This window comes from Mycetocola zhujimingii, from assembly GCF_003065425.1.
In the GTDB taxonomy this organism is placed as follows: Bacteria; Actinomycetota; Actinomycetes; order Actinomycetales; family Microbacteriaceae; genus Mycetocola_A; species Mycetocola_A zhujimingii.
The window spans coordinates 2,705,308-2,721,033 of record NZ_CP026949.1 but is presented as its reverse complement, the minus strand read 5'-3'; the positions used below and the strand labels follow the sequence as shown (position 1 = coordinate 2,721,033).

Sequence of the window (15,726 nt, the reverse complement as noted above, 5' to 3'; positions counted from 1 at the left end):
GGGACGGGAGGGGAACGGATGCCGGCCCCCTCCCGCGTGGACTAGCCGATCGCGTCGGGGTCGGCCTGGGTGATGAATTCGTCGTTAATGATGGTGTCGAGTGCGTCGTCGACGTCCTTCTCGTCGAGGACGTCGCCCGTCTCGACGAAGATGGGGCCGACGATCGAGAGCACGTCGATCTGCGCGTCTCCCGGGACCGGGTCGACGTCGAGGTTGGAGCGTTCGGTGATCACCTTCGTGGCAACCGCGATGTCGAGCCCGGCGATCTCCGCGAGGATCTCGGCTGCTTCTTCCTCGTTCTCGGCGGCCCATTCGCGAGCGTGCTCGTAGGCGTTGACAACGGCCTGGGCGAGGTCGGGCTTCTCCTCGATGAAGGTCTCCGTGGCGTTGAGGAAGCCGTAGGTGTTGAAGTCGACGTTGCGGTAGATGAGCTTGGCGCCCGCCTCTTCGGCGTTGGCCATGATGGGGTCGAGGCCGCTCCACGCGTCGACCGAGCCGTTCTGCAGCGCAGCCCAGCCGTCGGCGTGCTGAAGGTTCTCGATGGTGACGTCCTCGGGGGTGAGCCCGGCTTCCTCGAGTGCCTGAAGCAGGAAGAAGTAGGGGTCGGTGCCCTTCGTCGCTGCGATCTTCTTACCCTTGAGCTCTGCGACATCCGTGATCGTCGAATCGGGCCCGACGACGAGGGCCGCCCACTCGGGCTGGGAGAAGAGGTCGATGACCTGGATCGGCGAACCGTTCGACCGGGCAAGCAGTGCGGCCGAACCGGCGGTCGACCCGACGTCGATCGCATTGGCCCTGAGCGCCTCGTTGGCCTTGTTGGACCCGGCGGACTGTACCCAGTTGACCGTGACGTCCTGATCGGCGAGGGCATCCTCAAGCCAGCCCTTCTCCTTGATGATCAGGGAGAGTGGGTTGTAGGTCGCGAAGTCGATGTTGAGGGTTCCGCCCTCTGTCAGGGTCGCCGAGTCGCTGTCTTCTGTGGCGGGGGATGCCGTCTGGCCTTCGCCGGCGACGCAGCCGGTCAGGAGCAGCGCTGCGGTGGCAGCGCCCGCGACGAGTGTCGCGAGGGAGAAGCGCTTGCGGTTCATGGTCAGGTCCTTTGCTGAAAGAGGTGCTGTACGTGCTGTGTGCAGTAGTGCTGGCGAGCGGGCTGGTGAGTACTCAGTACGGGAAGGCCGGCATCGCCGTTGTCTTCTCGACGCCGCGGGCCTCGCCGTGGCGGTCGATGCCGAGACCGGCGAGGAGCCGGCCGCGCAACTCGGCGAGCTCGGCCGATCCGCGGTCACGCGGGCGCCGACCGGGAACGACGATCTCCTGGATGATCGTCGATCCCTCGAGGCCGTCCTCGCGGCCGAGCAGGATGATCCGGTCGGCGAGTTGAAGCGCCTCGTCGACGTCGTGCGTAACGAGGAGCACCGTCGTCGGTGCGGCGGCGTGCACGTCGAGCAGGAGATCCTGCATCTTCAGGCGGGTCAGGGCGTCGAGGGCGCCGAACGGTTCGTCGAGCAGCAGTACGCCGGGGTTGCGGGCGAGGGCTCGGGCAAGAGAGGTGCGCTGCGCCATTCCGCCGGAGATTTCTCGCGGCCGGTTGCCCGCAAACGCACCGAGGCCGACGAGGTCGATGAGGGTTGCAACGCGCGCATCACCTTCGGCCTTCGGGGTGCCTCGTGGAAGGCCGAGTGCGACGTTCTGGGTGACACTCCGCCACGGCAAAAGCCGCGGCTCCTGAAATCCGACCGCGGTGCGGGCATCGAACGGGGTAACGGGGGAGCCGTCGATGAGGATCGACCCCGCCGTTGCGGAGTCGAGGCCGCCGGCGAGGCGCAGCAGGGTGGACTTTCCGCAGCCGCTCGTGCCCAGAATGGCGAGAACTTCGCCGGCTCTTACCTCGATGGTGATGTCGCGAAGGACGTGGCGGGTTGCCCCGCGTTCGCCGGGGAAGTCCCGACCGATGCTCCGAATCGATACACCGAACGCGGCATCCGACCCCACGGCATCCGACCCGACGGCTGCCGGCCGCGCCACCGGCCGCGTTGCGGACTCCGACACGGCGCGCAAGGCCCCGGGCTGACCGGCGTTCCCTTGGGAAGATGACATACGGTTGCTCCTCAGAGCGAGTGATCGGGTTCTCACACGGTACTGACAAGGTCCGGGTGAGAGCAGGTGCACCGAAACACTCCGTAACACTCCCCGCACCACTCTCTGCAACAACCCCGCTGCACCACTGACTGCACTACCCCCCTGCAACACCGGGCTGAAACAAAGGAACTGGAAATGGTCGTCGTCGACAACGCCGTGTATCTCAGGGGCAACCGGGTGGCCAGCCCCCCGAGCCTCGACGCGACCTACGAGGTTCTCCACGAAAAGGGCGGTATGGCGTGGATCGGCCTGTACCGGCCGGACAAGGAAGAGATCCAGTCGGTCGGGGCCGAGTTCGACCTGCACGACCTGATGATCGAAGACACCCTCTCCGGACACCAGCGACCCAAGATCGAGCGATACGGCGACACGCTGTTTGCGGTCTTCAAGGCGGCCCGATACGTCGATGCCGACGAGCGCGTCGAGTTCGGAGAGGTGCACGTGGTGGTCGGATCGGACTTCGCGATCACCATCCGTCACGCGGAGACACCGGATATCGCGGCGATCCGCAGGCGGCTCGAGGGCGATCCCGAACTGCTCGGGATGGGTCCGGAATCCGTGTTGTACGCGGTGATCGACGAGATCGTTGACGGGTACGCCCCGGTCATCGCCGGCCTCGAGAATGACATCGATGAGATCCAGGACGCTCTCTTCACCGAGGGGCAGGAATCATCCCAGCGGATCTATGCGCTCAGTCGTGAGGTGATCGAGTTCCAGCGGGCCACCCAGCCGCTCGTCGGGATCTTCGAAGCGCTCGGCGAAGGAGCTGACAAGTACGGCGTTCCGGTCGAACTGCGGCGTTACCTCCGCGATGTTCACGATCACGTGCTCAGGGTCGTCGAGCGTGCAGACGCCTTCCGCGCGCTCCTCCAGAACGCGCTCATGGTGAACACCGCGCTCGTCGGTCAACGACAGAACGAGGCGAGCTTTGCGCAGAGCGAGCAGGTCAAGCGCATCTCCAGCTGGGCGGCGATCTTCTTCGCACCGTCGCTCGTTGCCTCGATCTACGGGATGAACTTCGAGTACATGCCTGAGCTGGGCTGGGAGTGGGGATACCCGTTCTCCCTGCTGCTCATGTTCGGCGGTGCTGTCGCGCTCTACATCATCTTCAAGAAGAACAAATGGCTGTAACAGCACCGGCTCTGGTCTGGTTCCGTGATGACCTCCGGATCGACGACAACCCGGCACTCACGGCCGCAGCTGACTCGGGTCGGCCCGTCGTCGCTGTGTACCTTCTCGACGAATCGTCGCCGGGGATCCGTCCGCTCGGCGGTGCCGCGCGCTGGTGGCTGCACTCGAGCCTCCAATCGCTCTCGGCGTCGCTCTCCGGCCTGGGCGTGCGGCTCGTGCTCCGCCGGGGAGCGGCGGGGACGGAGATTCCGCGGCTGGCGCAGGAGACCGGTGCCGGGGCGGTGTTCTGGAACCGGCGCTACGGGGCGGCGGAACGCGCCGTGGATTCAGCGCTGAAAACCGGACTTCGAGAGGGCGGCCTCGAGGTCGCCAGTTTCGCCGCTTCACTGCTCTTCGAGCCGTGGACAATCACGACCGGGTCGGGAACGCCGTACTCGGTCTTCACCCCGTTCTGGCGGGCATGCCTCGGGGGCCCGCCACCGCGGGCGCCCATCGACGAGCCGGAGACGCTGGATGGCTGGGACGGCGACGTGCCCACCGACCTCCTCGGCGAATGGCGCCTCGAGCCGACGCGACCCGACTGGGCGGCCGGACTCCGGGAGGCGTGGCAGCCGGGTGAAGCATCCGCTCATCGTCTCCTCGACGAGTTCCTCGCTCACAACCTGGCCGCATACGACGAGGAACGAGACCTCCCAGTCCAACAGGCCACCTCGCGGCTGTCCCCGCACCTGCGCTGGGGCGAGATCAGCCCGCACCGGGTCTGGGCTGCCACCGACCTGGCTCGCCGTGGCGCCCCAGCTCGTGAGGCGGCGAGTGCCTCCCGCTTTCTCACCGAGCTCGGCTGGCGGGAGTTCTGCTACCACGTGCTTTTTGCCGCTCCGGATCTGGCGACGACGAACTGGCGTCGTGAATTCGACGCGTTTCCCTGGCCGCCGCTCGACGGCGATGCGCTGTCGGCGTGGCAGCGCGGGACAACGGGAATCCCGATCGTCGACGCCGGCATGCGTGAACTCTGGCGAACCGGCAGCATGCATAACCGCATCCGCATGGTCGTCGCGTCGTTTCTCACCAAGAACCTCCTGATCGACTGGCGCGAGGGTGAGCGCTGGTTCTGGGACACCCTCGTCGACGCCGATCAGGCTGCCAACGCGTTCAACTGGCAATGGGTGGCCGGTTGGGGGGCGGATGCTGCTCCGTATTTCCGCATCTTCAACCCTGAGTTGCAGGCGAAGAAATTCGATCCGCACGGCGAGTACGTCCGGCAGAACGTTCCGGAGTGGGGAACTGATGCCTATCCGGAGCCGATCGTCGACCTCGCGGTGACGAGAAGGGCAGCGCTCGCTGCCTACGACGTCGTGAAAAGATCGGGCCAGCCGGCCTGAGGGCTCACTCGGGGCCGGGCAGAGCCGTCGCTGTGTAGTGCGTGAGCGCGCACACCCAGCGGTCGCCCCGACGGACGAACACGTCGGTGGTCCACTCGTCTGCGTCCGTTACCGCACCGCGGTAGACGGCGGTGTTGGTGATGCGAGCGGTGAGTACCGCCGTGTTTCCGAAGACGCGGACCCGGGTGTCACCGACTGTCGTCATGGCGGTGTGGCTCAGATCACCGGACGCGACGAGGTCGAGCAGCCGTGAGCCGGGGGAAATTCCCGATGCCGAGACGATCGCCCAATCCTCGGTCACGAACTCGCGAATTCGCGCCGCGTCGTTGGCAACGATCGCATCGGCCCAGTGGCGCGCGACGGTGAGCAACTCGCTCACCGTGTGCGCCGGCGTCGAAGAGGACGTCGAGGAGCTGGGTTCCGCCACCATGGATCACAACCCGTGCTCACTCAGCCACGGTTTCAGCACCTCAAGAAACTGCCGCGGATGCTCGACGCTCGGCAGGTGGGCAGCGTCAGTGAAGACGTGGCGGGTCGCGTGCGGGATCGTCGCGGCGAGGTACTCGAACTGGACGAGAGCAGGTGTGATGTCGAACTCACCGACGGTGACCAGGGCAGGAATCTCGAGATCGACCACCCGATCGTATGCCGGCGGCTCCAGGTCGATGGCCGCGCCCACAGTGGCCGTCTGGTGACGGACGTTCAGCCGGTTGAGTTCGTAAGCGGTCCGCACGAAGTCGGCATCGAGGTCCTCTTCGTTCCGAAGTGGACCGATCGACCAGAGGCGAACCTCGAGGTCGGCAATCCGGGCATGATCGTCCGCCTCCGACGCCCGGTCCAGCTGGGTACAGAGTTCCTCCTCGGCGTCGGTGAGTTCCACCTCGGGGAATCCACTTGGACCCGATCCAATGGTGACGATCCCGGCGACCCGATCGGGTGTCTCGACCGCAACATCGAGCCCGATACGGCCGCCGCGCGATGCGCCGACGACCGTCGCTCGCAAAACGCCGAGGTGATCGAGGCACGCCCTGGCATCGTCCCTGTCCGAGTAGGGGTCAGGGCCGCAGGTCGTTGCGCCGAAGCCTCGCGTGTCGTATCGGATCACGTAGTGGTCGGACGCGAGCATGCCGATGATGGGGTCCCACATGCGAAGAGTCGCGATCCCCGCGTGGATGAGGAGCAGCGGCTCGTCCGACGCGTGACCATCGGTCTCGTAGTACAGCCGGGCTCCCGGCACATCCAGGTGGGGCATGCTCTGACACTACCGACGCCGGTGTTCGGGGGCTAGGGGCGTGGGACAGGGGCAGCAGGCATCGGCAACCGGATGCCGTTGCTGCTGACACAATGGACGAATGTCTGGGGTCCTGACGGGGTTTCTCGTAATCGGCGTGATCATCGCCGTTGGGTATGTCGTCGGGCGCATCAAACTGCTCGGCCCGCACGGGCAACCGGTGCTGGCGCGTGCGATTTTCTTTGTGCTCTCACCGTGCCTCTTGTTCACGGTTCTTGCCGAGGCAGAGGTGAGCCGACTTTTCTCTCCCCTTCTTGTCGTTTCACTCCTCGCTGCGCTCACGGCGTTCGGGATTTTCATCGCGGTCGCTGCCCTGCTCTGGCGGCGGGCACTGCCGGAGGCGACAATCGGTGCTCTTGCGGCCGGCTACGTCAACGCCAACAACATAGGCATTCCCGTTTCGGTATACGTTCTCGGTGACGCCACATACTCGGCGCCCGTCGTGCTCCTTCAGCTGTTGATCTTCACGCCCATCGCGCTTACCCTGCTGGACATCGGAACCGGAGGGAAGGCATCCGTCGGCCGCATTCTCACCCAGCCGTTCCGCAATCCCATCATCATCGGGTCCCTTCTCGGACTCGTGGTCTCGCTCACTCGCGTCGAACTCCCTGACCCGGTGCTCGAGCCGTTCCGCCTCATCGGTGCCGCGGCGCTGCCGATCATGCTCATCAGCTTCGGGATGTCGCTGTCAGGGACGCGAGTCCTCGAGCCGGGCTCCGGCAGGCGGGATGTCCTGCTCGCGACGACGATCAAGCTCGCGATCATGCCGGTGGCCGCGTGGCTCATCGGGCGATACGGCTTCGGAATGACAGGCCACGAACTGTTCGCGGTCGTGGTTCTTGCCAGCCTGCCGTCCGCGCAGAACGTCTTCAACTATGCGCAGCGCTATTCCCGCGGCCTTATCCTCGCCCGTGACACCGTGCTCCTCACCACGGTTGGTTCGGTCGGTGTGCTGCTGATTGCGTCCCTGCTCCTGACCTAGGTGCCCCCAATACAGGGAGCGGTCTGGCGACGTTGCAGTCCTTGCCGCCCCAACCCTGCCATGCTGGCCGAGCAGAGCTGGATCCAGCTCAATCGACCAATGGAGATCCTCGTGGAACGAACCTATGTCATCACCGGAGCAGCAAGCGGAATCGGGAAGGCGACGAAGGAGTTGCTCGAGGCCAGGGGTGCTCGGGTCATCGGCGCTGACATCGCCGGGAGCGATGTGAATGTCGACCTGACGACCCTTCAGGGCCGCCAGACGCTCGTGAGCGAGGTCGAACGACTGAGCGACGGCAGGATCGACGCGGTGCTCGCGGTGGCCGGGCTTTCTTCTCCCACCGTGGCGACCGCCGCGGTCAATTACTTCGGCGCTGTCGCCACGCTTGAGGGGCTTCGGCCGTTGCTCGCGAAGTCGGATTCTCCGCGGGCGGTGGCCGTGACCTCAATGGCGTCACTCATGCCACACGACGACGCACTGCTGGACGCGTTCCTCGATGGAAACGAGGAGGCAGCACTTGCTCGTGCGGCTGAGCTGGCTGCAGGGTCGCCGGAGCAGGGAAACCTCATCTACGGCTCGAGCAAGCAAGCGCTCTCGCGCTGGGTCCGCCGCCAGGCGCCGACGGCGGACTGGGCGGGCGCGAACATCCCGCTCAACGCTGTTGCACCCGGGGTCGTCCTCACACCGATGACCGCATCCCTGACAGGCACCGAGGAGGCCCGCACCCAACTGGCCGGGATGGTTCCGATGCCGCTCAACGGGTTCTTCGGACCCGAGTCCGTCGCCCAACTCCTCGCCTGGCTGTCAAGCGAGGAGAACGGCCACCTCTGCGGGCAGGTTATCTTCATCGATGGCGGTTCCGACGCAGTGATCCGCGGGGACTCCACCTGGTAGCCGCTTGAGCGATGGTTTGTGCCTGCTCCAGGTGTCCTGCCTCAGGACGCCTGGAGCAGAGCGCTCGATCGAACTGACCTGCTCTGGCGGCTTGGCGGCTGTTCCCTTGACGGGGGTCATGATCGGGTCTACCGTGAGGGTTCTAAACCGGTTCAGGTGTGAAATCCGTTTCCCCTGACGCCGGTCATCCACCTCACCGCGGAGGCACGATGAGCACTCGAAAGCCCACCATCGCTGACGTGGCCAGCGCGGCCGGAGTCAGCAAGGGCCTCGTCTCGTTCGCCCTCAACGACAGGCCAGGCGTCGCCGCAGGCACCCGCGATCGCATCCTCGCCGTGGCTGATGACCTGGGCTGGCGCCCCAGCGTGACAGCGCGGTCGCTCTCCACCCGCACGTCTTTTGCACTCGGCCTCGTCATCCGTCGCGCCGCCGAGGTGATCGGCGCAGACCCCTTCTTTCCGTCCTTCATCGCCGGTGTCGAATCAGTGCTTTCCGATGAGGGCAGGGCGCTCGTGCTCAGCGTGGTTCCCGATGAGGCGGCTGAACTCACTGCGTACCGCACCCTCGCGGCCGATAACCGCGTCGACGGAGTGTTCCTCACCGACCTCCGCCACGATGACAAACGGTTTGGGCTCCTCGAAGAACTCGGGCTCCCCGCCGTCGCACTCGGCCACCCGGCGAGCACCGTACTGTTTCCCTTCGTCGAGCTGGACGACACGTCAGGCATCCGGGCCGCGGTCTCGCACCTCGTATCGCTCGGTCACCGTCGCATCGCCCACGTGGCCGGAGACCAGTCGATGATCCACGGCGGTCGGCGACGAGAATCGTTCAGCGCCGCCATGAGCCAGGCCGGACTCGACGATTCACAGGTCATCGAGACCGATTTCTCCGTCGGGCAGGGGGCGGATGCCACGCGTCGGCTGCTCAACGCGGATGACCCGCCGACCGCGATCGTCTACGCCAACGACCCCATGGCCATCGCCGGACTCGGAGTGGCCCAACAACGAGGACTCGACGTGCCCGGCGACCTTTCCATCACCGGGTTTGACGGCAGCGACATTTCCGCCTTTGTCTTTCCCGCACTGACGACGATTACGAGCGACCCTGTCGAATGGGGCCGCGTTGCCGCCAGGACATTGCTCGACCAGGTAGCGACCGGAGCAGCGTCGAACGTGACGCTCGCCCCGGCGACGCTCCTGGTCAGACGATCCACCGCGCCACCACAGTAATGTGCGGCTCGCTCGCCGCGCCTAAATAAGGAGAACTCTCGTGCACCGACGCACTCTCATGACGGCAACCGCCACAGTCGCGGTCACCATCTTCGCGCTCACCGCCTGCTCAGGAGGGGGAGGGAACACGTCAGATGCCCTCACCTCGACGGGCGACATCACCATCTGGTATTCCAACAACGAACAGGAAGTGGCCTGGGGCAAAGCCATGGTCGAGGCCTGGAACGCCGACCACCCCGATGAACAGATCAAGGGCCAGGAAATTCCCGCTGGAAAGTCGAGCGAGGAGGTCATTGGCGCCGCGATCACGGCGGGGACTGCTCCGTGCCTCGTCTTCAACACGGCCCCGTCTGCGGTCGGCCAGTTCCAGAAGCAGGGCGGGCTCGTCGACCTCACCACCTTCGATGACGGGGCGTCGTACATCGAGGAGCGTTCGGGCGAGGCGGCCGACCAGTACTCGTCACCGGAGGGCGGGTACTTCCAGATGCCGTGGAAGTCGAACCCCGTGATGATCTTCTACAACAAGGACATGTTCGCCGCCGCCGGACTCGATCCGGAGAACCCCGCCCTGTCGACCTACGACGACTTCCTCGCCACGTCGAGGACTCTCGTGCAGTCAGGAGCGGCACCGTTCGCGATCCACCCTGCGCCGACCAGCGAATTCTTCCAGGCCCAGTTCGACTTCATGCCGCTGTACGCGGCCGAGACCGGCGGTACCGGCCTGGTCGAAGACGGTGAGGCAACATTCGCGGACGAAGAAGGGGTCGATGTTGCGACGTTCTGGAAGACGATTTACGACGAGGGCCTTGCCGGTAAGGAACAGATCCAGGGGGACGCCTTCGCCAGTGGCCAGTCGGCCATGGCCATCGTCGGACCGTGGGCGGTCGCCGTTTACGGTGAGGACGTGAACTGGGGCGCCGTCCCGGTTCCGACCCAGGACGGTACCCCGGCCGAAGAGACGTACACCTTCAGCGACGCCAAGAACGTCGGCCTCTACTCGGCGTGCGAGAACCAGGCAACGGCGTGGGAGGTGCTGAAGTTCGCGACGAGCGAGGAACAGGACGGGCAACTGCTCGAGCTGACGGGCCAGATGCCCATGCGCTCCGACCTTCCCGAAACCTTCGCTGATTACTTCGAGGCGAACCCGGCATACACAACGTTCGGTGACCAGGCCGGCCGAACGATCGAAGTCCCGGCTGGTCCGAACACCGTCGAGATGCTGCAGGACTTCCGCGATGCGTACACGAAGGCCGTCATCTCGGGTGACGGCGACCTTGAGGATGCCCTCAACGATGCTGCCGAGAAGGTCAACGCCCTCGCGAGTGAGGGGTAACCCATGTCGAGCGATACGCTCGGCCGTTCTCCGGGGGTTCGCAGCCCCCGGAGAACGTCAGGGAAGGCATCCGGAAAACTACCGGTCCGGCAACGCGTCTTCGGCAAGCATCCGCTCGGTGCGCTCTTCAGCGCGCCGTACCTGATCTTCGTGCTGCTGGTCTTCGCATACCCGCTTATCTTTGCCGGCTACATTTCGGTGCACGATTACTTCTTCTCGGCGCCGGGCGCGGTCGTCGACCGGCCGTTCACCGGAATTGAAAACTACGTCACTGCGCTGACCGACCCACGGGTGCTGCGGAGCTTCCTCAACGTCGGTATTTTCCTCATCATCAATGTGCCGCTCACCGTTGTGCTGTCGCTCGTGCTCGCCACCGCACTCAACAAGGTCGTGCGCTTCCGGGCGTTCCTGCGAGTCTCGTATTACATTCCGTACGTCACGGCGAGTGTTGCCGTCGTGGGAGTCTGGCTGTTCCTCTTCAACGGAAACGGGCTCGTGTCCACACTCCTTGGGCCGCTCGCGCCCGATCCGGCCTGGCTCATCAACCCGTACTGGGCGATGCCGACCATCGCGTTGTTTGTCACGTGGAAGCAGCTTGGCTTCTACATCCTGCTGTATCTCGCCGCGCTCCAGAACGTGCCGAACGAACTGTACGAATCCGCGTCGACCGACGGGGCCGGGGCCGTTCGATCGTTCTTCTCGGTGACGATTCCCGGTGTCAGATCGGCAACGGTGCTCGTGCTCCTCCTCGCAACGGTGACGGGGGCGAATCTGTTCACCGAGCCGTATCTCCTGACCGGAGGCGGTGGACCCAACGGAGCATCGGCATCGCCAGTGCTCATCATGTACCAGCAGGGAATCCAACAGGGAAAGCCGGGCTATGCGGCGGCCATCGGCGTCGTGCTCGTGATCTTCGTGCTCGTGATCGCGCTGCTGCAGTACCGCTACGCCGGTGGAAGGGACGACAAGTGATGGCTCAGAGACATCGCATCCCGGGCCAGCTCAGCCGCGGGCAGTCGATCCTCCGCGGAATTGTGCTCGCCATCGGCGCCGTGCTCTTCCTGTTCCCGTTCTACTACATGGTGATCGGTTCACTGCAGGCAGCGCCAGACACCTCACTCGGGGGCATCTTCCCCTCCCCGGGGAACATCACCGTCGAGAACTACGCGAACATCAACGAGCGAATCAACCTGTTCTCGGGCCTCGTCAACTCAGGCATCTTTACGGGCGGTGTTCTGCTTGGCACAACGGTGTTCGGCCTCCTCGTCGGCTACGCCCTTGCCGTGCTCGAGTGGCGGGGGCGCGGAGTCATCTTCGCCCTGGCACTTCTCGTGCAGGTCGTACCGTTCCAGCTGCTCATGATCCCGCTCTACGTGATGATCGCGAGGGACTACGGACTCGGTGACACCCACCTCGGCATGATCCTCCCGTTCGCCATCAACTCGACAGCGGTGATCATCTTCCGCCAGTACTTCCTGCAGGTGCCGAATGAACTGTTCGATGCCGCGCGAATGGACGGTGCCGGAGAGTTCCGACTGCTCTGGCAGGTGGCGATTCCGTTGGTCCGTCCTGCGCTGCTCACCGTCATTCTGCTGACCTTCATCGGCCCGTGGAACGAGTTCCTCTGGCCGTTCCTCATCACCAAGGAGGCGAGCCTGCAGCCACTCGCTGTGTCGCTCGCGAACTTCATCTCGAACGTCGCGTCATCAACGTCGAATCCCTTCGGCGCGATGCTCGCGGGTGCCGTTGTGCTCGCCGCTCCCGTGATCGTTCTCTTCATCGTTTTCCAGCGGTACTTCGTCTCGACGGACATCGGGTCCGGCGTGAAAGGGTGATCATGTCGACAGGGTCTGATTCGTTCCCGTACACGCTCACCCGGGTCGGGGTCGTCATGACGCCGGAGCCGGGGAACGAGCTCGAGGCGGAGGGCGTGCTCAATCCGGGGTCTGGCCGTGGACCGGACGGAGAGCTGTATCTCCTGCCGAGGATGGTGGAGAGAGGCAACGTCTCCCGGGTGGGTCTTGCGCGGGTCGTGATCGAGGACGGGGTCCCGGTCGGCGTGAACCGGGAAGGGGTCGTGCTGGCGCCCGACCGCGGCTGGGAGCGCGGCGTCGGCAATGCCGGCGTCGAAGATCCGCGGGTCACCTGGATCGAGGAACTCGGTCTGCACGTGATGACCTATGTGGCATACGGTCCGCTCGGTCCGCGCAGTGCGATCGCGACATCTCCCGACCTCCGCGACTGGACCAGGCTCGGGCCCGTGCACTTCGAGTACGACGACGCGCTCGACACCGACCTCAACCTGTTTCCGAACAAAGACACGGTGTTTTTCCCCGAGGCGGTCACCGGGCCGGATGGAATCCGGAGCTTCGCTGTCCTCCACCGGCCGATGTGGGACCTCGACGAGATCAGGCCAGGCCAGGGGATTCGGGTGCCGCACGGCGTCGAGGACGAACGGCAGTCGATCTGGATCAGCTTCGTGCACGCTGACGACGTTTCACGTGACATCCGTTCTCTCACGCACTGGGCCGGTCATCGACTGCTCGCAGCGCCGGAGTTCGCGTTCGAGGCGCTCAAGATCGGGGGAGGGCCGCCGCCCATCCGGGTGCCGGAGGGCTGGTTGTTGCTGCACCACGGCGTGACCGGAGTGCTCGCGCGGGCATTCGACCAGCAACAGAACGTCAACTACGCAACCGGCGGCATGATTCTCGACGCGGAGGAACCGTGGCGGGTGACCGCGAGGACCGCGCTCCCGCTGCTCGAAGCAGAGACCGACGACGAGCGCTCCGGCATCGTTCCGAACGTCGTATTTCCGACGGCGATCGAGGAGATCGACGGCGCGAGGTTCGTGTTCTACGGGATGGCCGACTCGAAGATCGGCGTCGCACGGATTGAGAGCGTATGATGACGGCCACTCGGGTGTTGATTCGATACAACGACGGCGTTGGAGGGATTGTGGCGAATTCACTGGTACGGCGTCTGGCGGCAGTGGCCGCGAGCGTCGTCTTGATTGCGGGAAGCATCGGGCTTGCCTCGCCGGCCACGGCCGACGCCCCGCAGCTGAGCAACCTCTCACACCTCGACTTTCTCCTCGACGACGTGACGCCAGCCGACACAGCCGAGCACACCACGTGGCGCCTGGCCGAGGAACCAGCCCTCGTCATGCCGTGGACCTACGCTGATGCCCGCGATGGCGGAACATTTGAGCGGGTTGGCGGCGGACCTCTCGACCCGGCCACCGGATATTGGGGGCAGGGCGCGTACAACGCGGACGATGTTGCGCGAGCCGCGGTCGTCTACCTCAGGCACTGGACACAATTCGGCGACGAGTCCTCGAAACAGAGCGCGTACGAGTTGCTCAGGTCGACGGCATACCTGCAGACGGCATCCGGGCCGAACGCCGGAAACGTGGTGTTGTGGATGCAACCGGACGGCACGCTCAACCCGAGCGCAGAGCCCGTCGAGCTGCCAGACCCATCCGACTCGGGGGAGAGCTATTGGCTGGCCCGGTCGCTCTGGGCATTCGGTGAGGGGTTTGCGGCCTTCCAGGAGAGTGATCCTGAGTTCGCCCAGTTCCTCTCCGAGCGTCTCACTCTCGGCGTTGCCGCCCTCGAACGGCAGACGCTCTCGAGGTATGGCGAATACCTCACGGTCGACGGGGTCGAGCTTCCGGCGTGGCTGATCACGAACGGGGGGGATGCCAGCGCCGAGGCAGTCCTCGGGCTGTCGGCCTATCTCAACGCGTCGCCGGACGATGAGCGGGTGCGCGACGCGACCAGCAAACTGGCGGAGGGCATCGCGGCGCTCGGATCGGGTGACGCTCGCAACTGGCCGTACGGCGCTGTGCTTCCGTGGGCCGAGTCGCGGTCGATCTGGCACGCCTGGGGATCGCAGATGCCGGCAGCGCTCGCCGAGGCATCAGTTGTTCTGGCTGATCCAGTGCTGCTCCGACCAGCCGTTACCGATTCAGCGGTGTTCGATCCGATCCTGCTCACCGCCGGCGGCCCCGACAACGGGTGGAATCCCGCGCCCGTCGACCGTACCCAGATCGCATACGGCGTCGACTCACGACTGCAGTCGCTTGTGGCTGTGTCCGAGGCCGCGGGGCTTCCCGGCCTTCTTGACCTCGCGTCGCTCTTTGGCAGCTGGTATTTCGGCACCAACGCGTCTGGCGCCGCCGTCTACGACCCATCAACCGGTGTGACGTTCGACGGCGTCGCGGCGGACGGAACCGTCAACCGCAACAGCGGAGCCGAGTCGACGATTCACGGGCAGCTGTCGATGCTCGCCCTCGACGCCAACCCCGAACTTCGAGATCGCACACTCGGGCTGACCACCGTTGTCTCGCGAGAGGGAGCCACCGTCGTCGAGGCCGAATCCGCGACATCCACGACCGGCAGAGTCGTCACTCCCGAATCGACCTGGACCGGTGAGTCCCAGTATTCGGGGAGTGGTTACCTTGAACTGAGTCGGGGCCGCTCCGCGACGTTCTCTCTCGGGTCCGCCACGACCGCGCGACTGATCACTCCCGTCGTTTTCTCGGCGGCGAACGGAAAGGCCAGTTCACTGTGGCGCAGCGGATACGTGCCGCTTGGATTGCTGAAGCATGGCGTCGGCGCGCAGGGCGTCACGGCGGTGCCCGGTGCGCTGCTACCGCAGTCGCTGCCGATCGCGGCTCCGTCCAGGAGCTCCGCGGTGTCGGTCACGGCGGTGACGGGGCCGGTCAAGGTCGACGCCCTGATCGTCCGACCGCTCTTCTCCCGGCTGAAATTCGCCGGGCCGAGCCGGAGCACGGAGCTCGTGCACTCAGCGAGCGCTGTCACGCAGCGGGTCTCGGTGAACGCGGGCGGCGGTGCTGGGACTCTCACCAGCTACGACTCGCGGGGCGTCGTTGTGGCCGAGCACTCCATCAGCGGTGTCGCCCAGATCTCGGTGAAACCGGGAGGGTTCGCGATAGTGACCAAGGGGTAGCTGCCCAGACACGACGGAGGCCAGACGCAACTAATGCGTCTGGCCTCCGTTATGCGTGAACCTGATTACTCGGCGTCGAGGTCGCTTTCGAGCAGAGCGACCAGTTCGTCGAGAGCCTCATCGGCTCCTTCTCCTTCGGCCGCGAGGGTGACCGTCTCACCGTTCGTTGCACCGAGGCTGATGATGGAGAGGATGCTCGCCGCGTTGAGCGGCCCGCTGTCACCCTTCGCGATGGTGACCTTGACCGGCTGGCGCTTCACCGCATCGATGAACAGTGAGGCGGGACGGGCGTGGAGACCGACACGGCTGCCGATGACTGCTGAGCGTTCTGGCATGGAGATTCCTTTACTGGAGTGAACTGAAGTGAATTGACG

General features: G+C 65.2%; 15 protein-coding genes. 10 read left to right on the top strand and 5 right to left on the bottom strand.

Going from position 1 to position 15,726, the window contains the following annotated elements:
- Nucleotides 1–41: 41 nt before the first annotated feature.
- The gene (locus tag C3E77_RS12995; protein WP_108392108.1) at nt 42–1,088 is read right to left on the bottom strand and encodes an aliphatic sulfonate ABC transporter substrate-binding protein; all 1,047 of its coding nucleotides are present in this window, start codon (nt 1,086–1,088) and stop codon (nt 42–44) included.
- Between the two features lie 73 nt (nt 1,089–1,161).
- The gene (locus C3E77_RS12990; RefSeq protein ID WP_108392106.1) at nt 1,162–2,097 is read right to left on the bottom strand and encodes an ABC transporter ATP-binding protein; all 936 of its coding nucleotides are present in this window, start codon (nt 2,095–2,097) and stop codon (nt 1,162–1,164) included.
- Between the two features lie 177 nt (nt 2,098–2,274).
- Here C3E77_RS12990 and C3E77_RS12985 point away from each other — a divergent pair, with 177 nt between their 5' ends.
- Nucleotides 2,275–3,270, top strand: coding sequence for a magnesium and cobalt transport protein CorA (locus C3E77_RS12985; protein ID WP_108392104.1), 996 nt, complete (start codon nt 2,275–2,277; stop codon nt 3,268–3,270).
- On the top strand, nt 3,261–4,652 hold the full coding sequence (locus C3E77_RS12980; protein WP_108392102.1) for a cryptochrome/photolyase family protein: 1,392 nt from the start codon (nt 3,261–3,263) through the stop codon (nt 4,650–4,652). Before C3E77_RS12985 ends, C3E77_RS12980 begins: the two co-directional genes overlap by 10 nt.
- Before the next feature lie 4 nt (nt 4,653–4,656).
- Here the strand turns inward: C3E77_RS12980 and C3E77_RS12975 are convergent, their stop codons facing one another.
- Together C3E77_RS12975 and C3E77_RS12970 are read right to left on the bottom strand one after the other, a co-directional pair.
- Complete coding sequence (locus tag C3E77_RS12975) at nt 4,657–5,031, bottom strand: nuclear transport factor 2 family protein (protein WP_198412151.1); 375 nt, start codon at nt 5,029–5,031, stop codon at nt 4,657–4,659.
- A 54-nt stretch (nt 5,032–5,085) separates the two neighbouring features.
- Nucleotides 5,086–5,904 (bottom strand): alpha/beta fold hydrolase, encoded by an 819-nt coding sequence (locus C3E77_RS12970; protein WP_108392098.1) that lies wholly within the window; start codon nt 5,902–5,904, stop codon nt 5,086–5,088.
- Nucleotides 5,905–6,004: 100 nt separating this feature from the next.
- Here C3E77_RS12970 and C3E77_RS12965 point away from each other — a divergent pair, with 100 nt between their 5' ends.
- The 8 genes from C3E77_RS12965 (at nt 6,005) to C3E77_RS12930 (ending at nt 15,352) form a co-directional block, all read left to right on the top strand.
- A complete protein-coding gene (locus C3E77_RS12965; protein ID WP_108392096.1) occupies nt 6,005–6,925 on the top strand; it encodes an AEC family transporter in 921 nt (306 codons plus the stop codon).
- Nucleotides 6,926–7,036: 111 nt separating this feature from the next.
- Nucleotides 7,037–7,819, top strand: a complete 783-nt coding sequence (locus tag C3E77_RS12960) for an SDR family oxidoreductase (protein ID WP_108393351.1) — start codon at nt 7,037–7,039, stop codon at nt 7,817–7,819.
- 209 nt (nt 7,820–8,028) lie between these two features.
- The gene (locus tag C3E77_RS12955; RefSeq protein ID WP_108392094.1) at nt 8,029–9,048 is read left to right on the top strand and encodes a LacI family DNA-binding transcriptional regulator; all 1,020 of its coding nucleotides are present in this window, start codon (nt 8,029–8,031) and stop codon (nt 9,046–9,048) included.
- 40 nt (nt 9,049–9,088) lie between these two features.
- Nucleotides 9,089–10,381, top strand: a complete 1,293-nt coding sequence (locus C3E77_RS12950) for an extracellular solute-binding protein (RefSeq protein WP_108392092.1) — start codon at nt 9,089–9,091, stop codon at nt 10,379–10,381.
- A 3-nt stretch (nt 10,382–10,384) separates the two neighbouring features.
- Complete coding sequence (locus C3E77_RS12945; RefSeq protein WP_108392090.1) at nt 10,385–11,353, top strand: carbohydrate ABC transporter permease; 969 nt, start codon at nt 10,385–10,387, stop codon at nt 11,351–11,353.
- Nucleotides 11,353–12,216 (top strand): carbohydrate ABC transporter permease, encoded by an 864-nt coding sequence (locus tag C3E77_RS12940; protein WP_198412150.1) that lies wholly within the window; start codon nt 11,353–11,355, stop codon nt 12,214–12,216. The genes C3E77_RS12945 and C3E77_RS12940 overlap by 1 nt, the downstream gene beginning before the upstream one ends.
- A gap of 2 nt (nt 12,217–12,218) precedes the next feature.
- Nucleotides 12,219–13,286: a glycoside hydrolase family 130 protein gene (locus C3E77_RS12935; RefSeq protein WP_198412149.1), complete on the top strand. Its 1,068-nt coding sequence runs from the start codon at nt 12,219–12,221 to the stop codon at nt 13,284–13,286.
- 50 nt (nt 13,287–13,336) lie between these two features.
- Nucleotides 13,337–15,352, top strand: coding sequence for a hypothetical protein (locus C3E77_RS12930; RefSeq protein ID WP_234031213.1), 2,016 nt, complete (start codon nt 13,337–13,339; stop codon nt 15,350–15,352).
- A gap of 65 nt (nt 15,353–15,417) precedes the next feature.
- Here the strand turns inward: C3E77_RS12930 and C3E77_RS12925 are convergent, their stop codons facing one another.
- Nucleotides 15,418–15,687: an HPr family phosphocarrier protein gene (locus C3E77_RS12925; RefSeq protein WP_108392088.1), complete on the bottom strand. Its 270-nt coding sequence runs from the start codon at nt 15,685–15,687 to the stop codon at nt 15,418–15,420.
- Nucleotides 15,688–15,726: the final 39 nt, after the last annotated feature.

What these genes read in the sequence shown, in the direction of transcription:
- C3E77_RS12995 (WP_108392108.1), bottom strand. Translation starts at nt 1,088, where the DNA reads ATGAACCGCAAGCGCTTCTCCCTCGCGACACTCGTCGCGGGCGCTGCC.
- C3E77_RS12990 (WP_108392106.1), bottom strand. Translation starts at nt 2,097, where the DNA reads ATGTCATCTTCCCAAGGGAACGCCGGTCAGCCCGGGGCCTTGCGCGCC.
- C3E77_RS12985 (WP_108392104.1), top strand. Translation starts at nt 2,275, where the DNA reads ATGGTCGTCGTCGACAACGCCGTGTATCTCAGGGGCAACCGGGTGGCC.
- C3E77_RS12980 (WP_108392102.1), top strand. Translation starts at nt 3,261, where the DNA reads ATGGCTGTAACAGCACCGGCTCTGGTCTGGTTCCGTGATGACCTCCGG.
- C3E77_RS12970 (WP_108392098.1), bottom strand. Translation starts at nt 5,904, where the DNA reads ATGCCCCACCTGGATGTGCCGGGAGCCCGGCTGTACTACGAGACCGAT.
- C3E77_RS12965 (WP_108392096.1), top strand. Translation starts at nt 6,005, where the DNA reads ATGTCTGGGGTCCTGACGGGGTTTCTCGTAATCGGCGTGATCATCGCC.
- C3E77_RS12955 (WP_108392094.1), top strand. Translation starts at nt 8,029, where the DNA reads ATGAGCACTCGAAAGCCCACCATCGCTGACGTGGCCAGCGCGGCCGGA.
- C3E77_RS12945 (WP_108392090.1), top strand. Translation starts at nt 10,385, where the DNA reads ATGTCGAGCGATACGCTCGGCCGTTCTCCGGGGGTTCGCAGCCCCCGG.
- C3E77_RS12940 (WP_198412150.1), top strand. Translation starts at nt 11,353, where the DNA reads ATGGCTCAGAGACATCGCATCCCGGGCCAGCTCAGCCGCGGGCAGTCG.
- C3E77_RS12935 (WP_198412149.1), top strand. Translation starts at nt 12,219, where the DNA reads ATGTCGACAGGGTCTGATTCGTTCCCGTACACGCTCACCCGGGTCGGG.
- C3E77_RS12925 (WP_108392088.1), bottom strand. Translation starts at nt 15,687, where the DNA reads ATGCCAGAACGCTCAGCAGTCATCGGCAGCCGTGTCGGTCTCCACGCC.